Genomic DNA, 7262 nt, shown 5'->3' with positions numbered 1-7262 from the left:
CGATGATGGCGTGCGCATTGGTGCCGCTGACGCCGAACGAGGACACGCCCGCGCGGCGGGGGGGGCCCGGGGGGGGCCCCACCCCGGGCCCGGGGAGCCGGCGCACCCCCCCCCGCGCCCCCGCGGGGCCCCCGCGCGTCACGGGCCACCCCGCCGGGCCGCAGGTCAGCGTGGACTTCGGCGACGAGGCCGCGCTGCGCGCCCTGATCGCCAGCACCGCGCGCCGCCACGGCGCCGAGCGGGTGCTGCACCTCGGTGCGGCGGCGCTCGCCCGCCCGGTGGCCGAGACGGCCGAGGCGCTGGGCCTGGCCGCGACCTCCGCCCGGTCCGTCGACGTCCTCAGCGACCCGGCGGCGCTGCGCGCGCTGCTGCGCAGCAACGGTCTCTCCACCGTGCGCTCGGTCCGCGCGGAGAGCGCCGGCCGGGCGGTCGAGCGGGCGGTCGAGGCCGGACTGCCAGTGGTCCTGCGGCCCGCCTCGCCGGGCGCCGGCGCGGGGGCCGAGCTGGTCCGGGACGAGGCCGCGCTCGCCGACTGGCGGTGCCGCGCCGAGCCGGACGGCCCGTACCTGGTCGAGGAGTACCTGGCCGGGCCGCAGTACGGCGTGGAGACCCTCACCGTCGACGGCGCCCACCACGTCCTCGGCATCGCCGCCCGGCAGAGCGCCGGACCGCCCGGCACCCCCGCCGCCGGGCACCTCTTCCCCGCGCCGCTGCCCGAGCGCGACCAGCGGCTGATCCGCTGCACCGTCACCGCCCTGCTGGACCTGGCCGGCTACGAGTTCGGCCCGGCGCACACCACGGTGGTCCTCACCGACCACGGCCCCCGGGTCCTCGGCGTGCGATGTCGCGGCGGCGCGGACCGGATCCCGCTGCTGGTCGAGGTCGCCACCGGCTTCGACCCGGAGGCGGGCCTCTTCGAGGCCCTGGCCGGCCGGCCGGTGCCGCCCGTGCGCGCCCAACGGTACGCCCGGGTCGCCTTCTTCCGGCTGCCGGCCGGCGCCCCCGACCCGGCGGCCGACCTGGCTCGGCTGCGCGCCGTGCCCCACGTGCACGACCTGCAGGCCCCGCCGCCGCCCGGCCGCCCCGGCGACGACCGCGGCCGCGTGGTGGTCCACGCCGCCACCCCGGACGAGGCCGCCGAACGCGTCGCCGCCGTCCTCCGCGAGCTCGGCGCCGAGCCGAGCCCGACCGACCCACGCCTGATGAAAGGACTCGTGCCGTGAGCGCGAACCGCACCGTGCTGCTCGTCGGCGGTACCGACACCCACCTGGAGCGGGCCAAGGCGCTCGGCCTGACCGTCGTCCTGGTCCAGCACCGCGACAAGATCACCGCGTTCCAGACCGGTCTGGCCGACGCCCTGCTGATGGTGGACTACACCGACTGGGACGCCGTCGCCCCGCTGGCCGACGCCGCCCACGCCGTCTGGGGGTTCGCCGCGGTGCTCTCGCTCACCGAGGGCGGCCTGGAGACCGCGGCCCGGCTGAACGACCGCTTCGGCTTCCCCGGCAACGGCCACGAGGTGGTCCGCCGGATGCGCGACAAGGGCCTGATGCGCCGCCACCTGGCCGCCCACGGACGGCTCTCCACCGACTTCGCCGCGGTCACCGACCGGGAGTCGCTGCTCGCCTTCGGCGCCCGGGCCGGCTACCCGTTCATCGTCAAGCCGACCGGCGCCACCGCCAGCTTCGGCCTGCTCAGGGTCGCCGACGCCGCGGACACCGACCGGGTCTGGGAGCGCATCGAGGAGATGCGCGGACGCCGCACCGACCGCGGCTCCACGCTGTTCACCGTCCACGAGTTCCTGATGGAGGCGTACCTCGACGGGCCCGAGTTCAGCGTCGAGTCGTTCAGCTTCGCCGGCCGCCACGTGGTCGTCGCCGTCACCGAGAAGCTGGTCGACGAGGCGCACTTCGCGGAGCTCGGGCACGCCCTGCCGGCCCGCCTCGACGAGGCCGCGCACGCCGCCGTGGTCGCCGCCGTCACCGAGTTCCTCGACGTGATGGGCGTGACCGACGGCCCGACCCACACCGAGCTGCGGCTCGGCCGCCGCGGACCGGCCGTCATCGAGTCGCACACCCGCAACGGCGGCGACCGGATCACCGACCTGGTCGCCGCCGCGTACGGCATCGACCTGGTCCGCTACGGCCTCGGCTGGCCGCTGCGCCTGGTCGAGGAACTGCCGGACCGGCCCGCCGCGGCCGGCGCCGCCTGCATCCGTTTCCTGCGGCCCGAGCCGGGCACCGTCACCGCGGTCTCCGGGCCGGCCGAGCTGGCGCAGCTGCCCGAGGTGCTGGCGGTGCAGGTCACCGTCGCGCCGGGCGACACCGTCCGCCCGCTGCACGACAACTGGGACCGGGTCGGCCACCTCGCCGTGCGGGCCGCCGACACCGACGCGGCCGTCGCCCTGTGCGAGCGGCTGGCCGGCGAGCGGATCCGGATCGAGGTGGCGTCCGAGGCGCTGGTGGGGGCCTCGGCATGACCGTGCTGATCCTGCACCGCGGGGCCTTCGCGGCCAGCCCCTACGAGCGCTGGCTGGAGGGCTACCCGGGCGACGCGGTGCTGCTCGCCTCGCACGAGCAGTTGGCCGTCCACGGCGAGGAACTCCCCGCTCCGGGCGGGCGGTTCCGGCACGTGGAGGCGCTCCCGGACTACGACACCGGCCCGGGCGTCGAGCGCCGCGCCGCCGAACTCGTCGAGCGGTACGGGGTGCGCCGGATCGTCGCGCTGCAGGAGCGCGACATCGCCCGCTCGGCGGCCCTGCGCGAGCGCTACGGCCTCCCCGGCCAGCGGCCGGACACCGTCGGCATCTACCGCGACAAGTGGGCGATGAAGGAGGCCGCCCGGGCCGCCGGGATCCCGGTCGCCCGGTACGCGCTGCTGCGCGGCCCCGAGGACCTGGCGGAGTTCGCCGCCGAGCACGGCCTGCCGGTCGTGGTGAAGCCGAGGGCCGGCGCCGCCTCCATCGGCCTGGAGATCCTGCGGACCGGGCCGGAGCTCGCCGGCTACCTGGCCCGCGCCGACCTGTCGGCCGGCGCCGACGGCGAACCGGGCTGGCTGGCCGAATCGTACGTGCCCGGGTCCATGCACCACATCGACGGCACCGTGCTGGACGGCCGGATCGTCTCGCTCTGGCCGTCCCAGTACCGGTACGCGCTGGCCGACTTCGGCACCGACCGCAGCGGCCGCAAGGACGTCGCGCTCGACCCGGCGGACCCGTTGGCGGCCCGGCTGGTCGAGTTCGGCGAGCGGGTGCTCGACGCCTTCGGCGGACCGGAGCACTTCGCCTTCCACATCGAGGTGTTCGTCACCCCGGACGGCGAGCTGGTGCTGTGCGAGGCCGCCTGCCGGGCCGGCGGCGCGGGCATCCGCGACGTGCACCGGGTGCTCTTCGGCTTCGACCCGGCGGAGGTCCAGGTGCGCCGGCAGCTGGGGCTGGGGGCGGACGAGCTCCCGGCGGGGCGGCTGGCGCCGGGCCGGCTCGGCGGGCAGCTGCTGCTGATGCGCCGGCCCGGCACGGTGCACGCCGTCCCGACCGGGGTGGAGCGCTTCCCCTGGGTGGTCAAGCACACCCTGTTCGCGGCGGTCGGCGACCGCCTCGAAGCGGCCCGGCACTCCTCGGACTTCCTGGCCGCGTTCGTGGTCGCCGCGCCCGACCGCGCGACCCTGGACGCCCGGCTCGCCGAGCTCGACGCCTGGTGCCAGGAGGGCTTCGACATCCGCTGACCGGGCCCCGGCAGGTGACCGCCCGGCCGCCGGCTCGTTGGGCAGGCCATGAACAAGCCGAACCGCCTCCTCGCCGGGCTCGCCCTCTCCGGAGCGGCCTTCGCCGCCGTCCTCGGGGCGAGCCCCGCCCAGGCCGCCTCCGAGCCGGGCCTCGACACCGTCGCCGACATGGGCCAGCCCGGCGGCCTGCTGGGTGCCACCGCCTTCACCGCCACCGGCCTGCTGACCGGTGTGCAGCCGAAGATCCCCGACCCGCAGACCTTCGTCGAGCAGGCCAAGCAGCAGAAGGCCGAACAGGACGCCAAGGCCGCCCAGGGCCACTGACGGGGCGTCAGCGCCGCCGGTCGGTCAGGCCGGCTCGTCGACCTCGGCGACGCCGGTGATCCGGTGCAGGGCGAAGGTGCGGACCTCGTCCGACAGGTGGTCGAACGCCGTCACGTACCCGCCCTCCACCTTCACCGGGTCGACCACGCGCTGCGAGGCCAGCCCCTCGGCGTTGATGTAACCGATCCACATCCGCTCGCCCAGCAGCACCGCGGTCTGCAGTGCGGCCAGGGTGTCGGCGGCGGCCGTCCGCGGCAGCTGCCGCAGGTCCGTCCGGGCCGGGCCGGACTGCCGCACGCCCGCGGCCGGCCCGGCCACCGTCTCCCGGCGCACCGCGGTGGCCGCCCGGTCGCCCGCCCGGATCGCCTTCACCGCCGCCCCGAGCAGCGCGTCGTCCGGCCGCGCCGGGCCGTCCGGCACCGGCACCGGCGCCGTCCGCGGCGGGGTCCGCCGGCTGTCCGGGCGGGTGATCACCACATCGCCCTCCGCGGACTCGGCGGCCGGCGCGTAGCCCATCGTCCGCAGCACCGAGAGCAGCGTCTCCGGCGGCGCCTGGGCGGCCAGCACGGTCGGCGCCAGCAGCCGCAGCCGCAGCTCGACCGACCGCCGGTCGGCCAGCACCTCCGCCAGCAGCGCGGTGTCGTCGCACCGCAGGTACGAGGAGGCCCCGCCGACCCGCAGCACGCCGTGCCGGCGGGCGATGTCGTCGATCAGGTAGCTGAGCGGCTGCGGCACCGGCGTCCGCGAGTGCTGCTCCAGGAAGGCGCGCAGGTCCGCGGCCGTCCGCCCGGCGTCCAGCGCCCGGCGCACCGACTCGGTGGTGAACCGGTAGACCGTCGCGCCGCCCTTGGACTCGATGTCCGCGCAGAGCGCGAGCGCGTGGGCGAGCGGGGTGAGCAGCGGACCAGGGGCGATCGCCGTCAGGTCGGGCTGCAGGATGACGTGGTCGAGCGGCTGCGGCAGCAGCGGGGCCAGCGACGGCGTCGGGTCGTCACCGTGCAGCAGCAGCCGGGCCGGGCCGCAGAGCGCGCCGCGCCCGGTGAAGCCGAGCAGCTCGGCCTCCTGCAGGGTCCACTCGACGAGGTGGCTGCGCAGGTCGCGGCCGTCCGGCGCGGTGCCGCCGCCGCGCAGCGGGCGCTGCCAGCGCAGCACCGGCCCGAGCGCCTCCGGGCCGGCCGCGGTGCCCGGCGGCAGGCCGGCCAGCAGCCCCAGCACCCCCCGGCGGACCGAGGGGGCCAGCGTGCGGTCGAGCTCCGGGCCGAGCGCGGCCCGCGGCCGGCCCTTGCTGTCGGTGCTGCCGGTGAGCCCGGCCACCCGGGTCGCCGCCAGCCAGCTCTCCGCCAGCCGGGCCCAGCGCTCCGCGGTCGGCTGCTGGAGCCAGGTGTCGTACGCGGGGGTCGGCGCCCAGCGCTCGTCCGCCTCGCCGTCCGGGGCGAGCAGGCCGGCGGCGTAGGCGAGTTCCAGCCAGAAGGCGGCGATCTGCTCGGAGCAGTCCAGGGTGAGCGCGGCCCGCTTGAGGTCGCGGACGCCGAGGCCGCCGGCCCGCAGGGTGGGCGGCGACTGCAGGCTCCAGGCGTCGAGCAGCTCCTCGACGGTGCGCACGGCGGTGTGCGCCTGGCCCGCGGCGGTGGTGTCGACCGTCCGCGGGTCGCGCTCGGTGACCGGCGTCGGGGCCGGCGGGGCGGGCTCGACCGTCCGGTGGCTGCGCCCGCCGCGCAGGTGCAGGGCCAGTTCGCGGGGGAGCACCGCGCTCTCCGGGCCGGAGGGCAGCAGCATGCCGCGGGCCAGCAGCCAGTCGGTGGGGGACTGCGCGCGGTCGGCGGTGACCTGCCGGGCGGCGTCCGGCAGGGTGCCGGTGGGCGGGCCCCAGACCAGCCGGTCGAGCAGGGCGAGGGCCTGCGGCGGGGCCTCGGCCAGCAGCGCCGCGCAGCGGGTCCGGTCGGCGAACAGCGCGGCCAGCGCCGCCACCGCGCTCACCGGATCGGGGGTGGCGGGCAGTCCGGCGCCGGCCAGCAGCTCCTGGAGCCTGGCCGGGGACATCCCGGTGGTGGCCTCGGCGACGGTCGGGCCCAGGCCCGTCCGGCCGGGGTTGGCGGCGCTGGGCGCCAGCGCCTCGCGGACCGCGAGGACCAGCCGCAGTCCGGAGTCCGGGCCCCAGAGCAGCGCCTGGGCGCGCAGTTCGGCGAGCGCGCCGGGCAGCGCGGCGGTGATCGCGGCCCGGTCGGCCGGATCCGCCTGCGGGTGCGGCTTGACCCGGGCCGGGCCCGCCAGCAGCGAGCGGACGGTCTGTTCGGGGCTGCCGTCGGGCGCCGCGGCCAGTGCCTCGGCGACCTGGAGGGTGAACCGGTCCAGCCGCTCCAGGGCGCGCAGCGCGGAGGCCCGGCCGGAGAGCCGCGCGGAGAGCTGGGTGAGGTCGGTCGGCACCGGGTTCAGCAGGTCGGGCCGGGCCCGCAGCAGGGCGGCCAGCTCCGCGTCGCCGCGCGCGCGGAGCTCCTCGGCGAGGGTACGGGGGGCGCCGGCCCGGCTGCGGGACGGCCGGCTCTGCTGCGTGGTCATCCGACCCAGGTTAGTCGGCCCGGGTGACCGGAGCCCAGGGCCGGCGCCCGCCGGTCCGGTCCGGTGGCGGCGGGTGCCGCGGCGCGCGGCCGAAGGGCTCGCGCGGGCGGGCCGGCACTGGGTAGCGTCGGCAGTCGGCGGGCCGGTGAGCGAGCAGGGGTGCGGGCGATGGCGGACGGCGGGGCGGCGGACGGCGGGGCGGCGGGCGGTTCGGACCGCGCCGGGGCGAAGCCGGACGGCGCGGCGAAGCGCGGCGGCGGCGAGTGGTGGCGGTCGGCCGGGCCGTGGAAGGCCCTGGGCGCACCGCGCGGGCCGGTCGACGACGGCGCTGCGGACGAGCCGGGCGTGTACGTGCCCGAGCCGGCGCAGGACACGGGGGCCGAGGTGCCCGGCGGGCGGCAGGACGCGCCGCCCGGCAGCGGCCCGGCGCAGGCCCCTGGCGGGCCGGGCGGCGGCCCGGACACGGCGCTCGGCGCGGCCGCGCGCCCGGGGGCCGGACTGACCTTCCCCGGCTGGGACACCGTCCACCTGGAGTACCTGGAGCCCGAGCCGCGGACCGACTCCGGGAACGCCCCCGCAGCGGTGCCGGCGCCGCGCACGGAGGCGGAGCCCGAGCCCGCGGAGCCGGCCGCCCCCGGGCTGCGCGGCCGGTTCGGCCG

Annotated in this window: 5 protein-coding genes and 1 pseudogene; 5 read left to right on the top strand and 1 reads right to left on the bottom strand. The window is 78.4% G+C overall.

The window, feature by feature from the left end; translation table 11 throughout:
- Positions 1-170 precede the first annotated feature (170 nt).
- The 4 genes from ACFV0G_RS31300 to ACFV0G_RS31285 are packed head-to-tail and all read left to right on the top strand — an operon-like array spanning position 171 to position 4047.
- On the top strand, positions 171-1223 hold the full coding sequence (locus ACFV0G_RS31300) for an acetyl-CoA carboxylase biotin carboxylase subunit family protein (RefSeq protein WP_380555321.1): 1053 nt from the start codon (positions 171-173) through the stop codon (positions 1221-1223).
- Positions 1220-2479: an ATP-grasp domain-containing protein gene (locus tag ACFV0G_RS31295; RefSeq protein ID WP_380555319.1), complete on the top strand. Its 1260-nt coding sequence runs from the start codon at positions 1220-1222 to the stop codon at positions 2477-2479. The genes ACFV0G_RS31300 and ACFV0G_RS31295 overlap by 4 nt, the downstream gene beginning before the upstream one ends.
- Entirely contained in the window at positions 2476-3723 is a 1248-nt protein-coding gene (locus ACFV0G_RS31290; RefSeq protein ID WP_380555317.1) for a NikS protein, read from the top strand. Before ACFV0G_RS31295 ends, ACFV0G_RS31290 begins: the two co-directional genes overlap by 4 nt.
- 48 nt (positions 3724-3771) lie before the next feature.
- Positions 3772-4047: a hypothetical protein gene (locus tag ACFV0G_RS31285; protein ID WP_380555315.1), complete on the top strand. Its 276-nt coding sequence runs from the start codon at positions 3772-3774 to the stop codon at positions 4045-4047.
- A gap of 24 nt (positions 4048-4071) precedes the next feature.
- On the opposite strand, the gene ACFV0G_RS31280 is transcribed toward ACFV0G_RS31285, so the two are convergent.
- Positions 4072-6603: a helicase-associated domain-containing protein gene (locus ACFV0G_RS31280; RefSeq protein WP_380555313.1), complete on the bottom strand. Its 2532-nt coding sequence runs from the start codon at positions 6601-6603 to the stop codon at positions 4072-4074.
- A 168-nt stretch (positions 6604-6771) separates the two neighbouring features.
- Here ACFV0G_RS31280 and ACFV0G_RS31275 point away from each other — a divergent pair.
- Positions 6772-7262, top strand: a pseudogene (locus tag ACFV0G_RS31275) (hypothetical protein); the annotation flags it as partial.

It is taken from the genome of Kitasatospora sp. NPDC059571 (assembly GCF_042735675.1).
In the GTDB taxonomy this organism is placed as follows: Bacteria; Actinomycetota; Actinomycetes; order Streptomycetales; family Streptomycetaceae; genus Kitasatospora.
The sequence above is the reverse complement of the archived record's forward strand: the minus strand, read 5'-3'. Positions and strand labels throughout refer to the sequence as shown.

Coding starts and splice junctions, on each gene's coding strand:
- ACFV0G_RS31285 (WP_380555315.1), top strand. CDS start 3,772: ATGAACAAGCCGAACCGCCTCCTCGCCGGGCTCGCCCTCTCCGGAGCG.
- ACFV0G_RS31280 (WP_380555313.1), bottom strand. CDS start 6,603: ATGACCACGCAGCAGAGCCGGCCGTCCCGCAGCCGGGCCGGCGCCCCC.
- ACFV0G_RS31290 (WP_380555317.1), top strand. CDS start 2,476: ATGACCGTGCTGATCCTGCACCGCGGGGCCTTCGCGGCCAGCCCCTAC.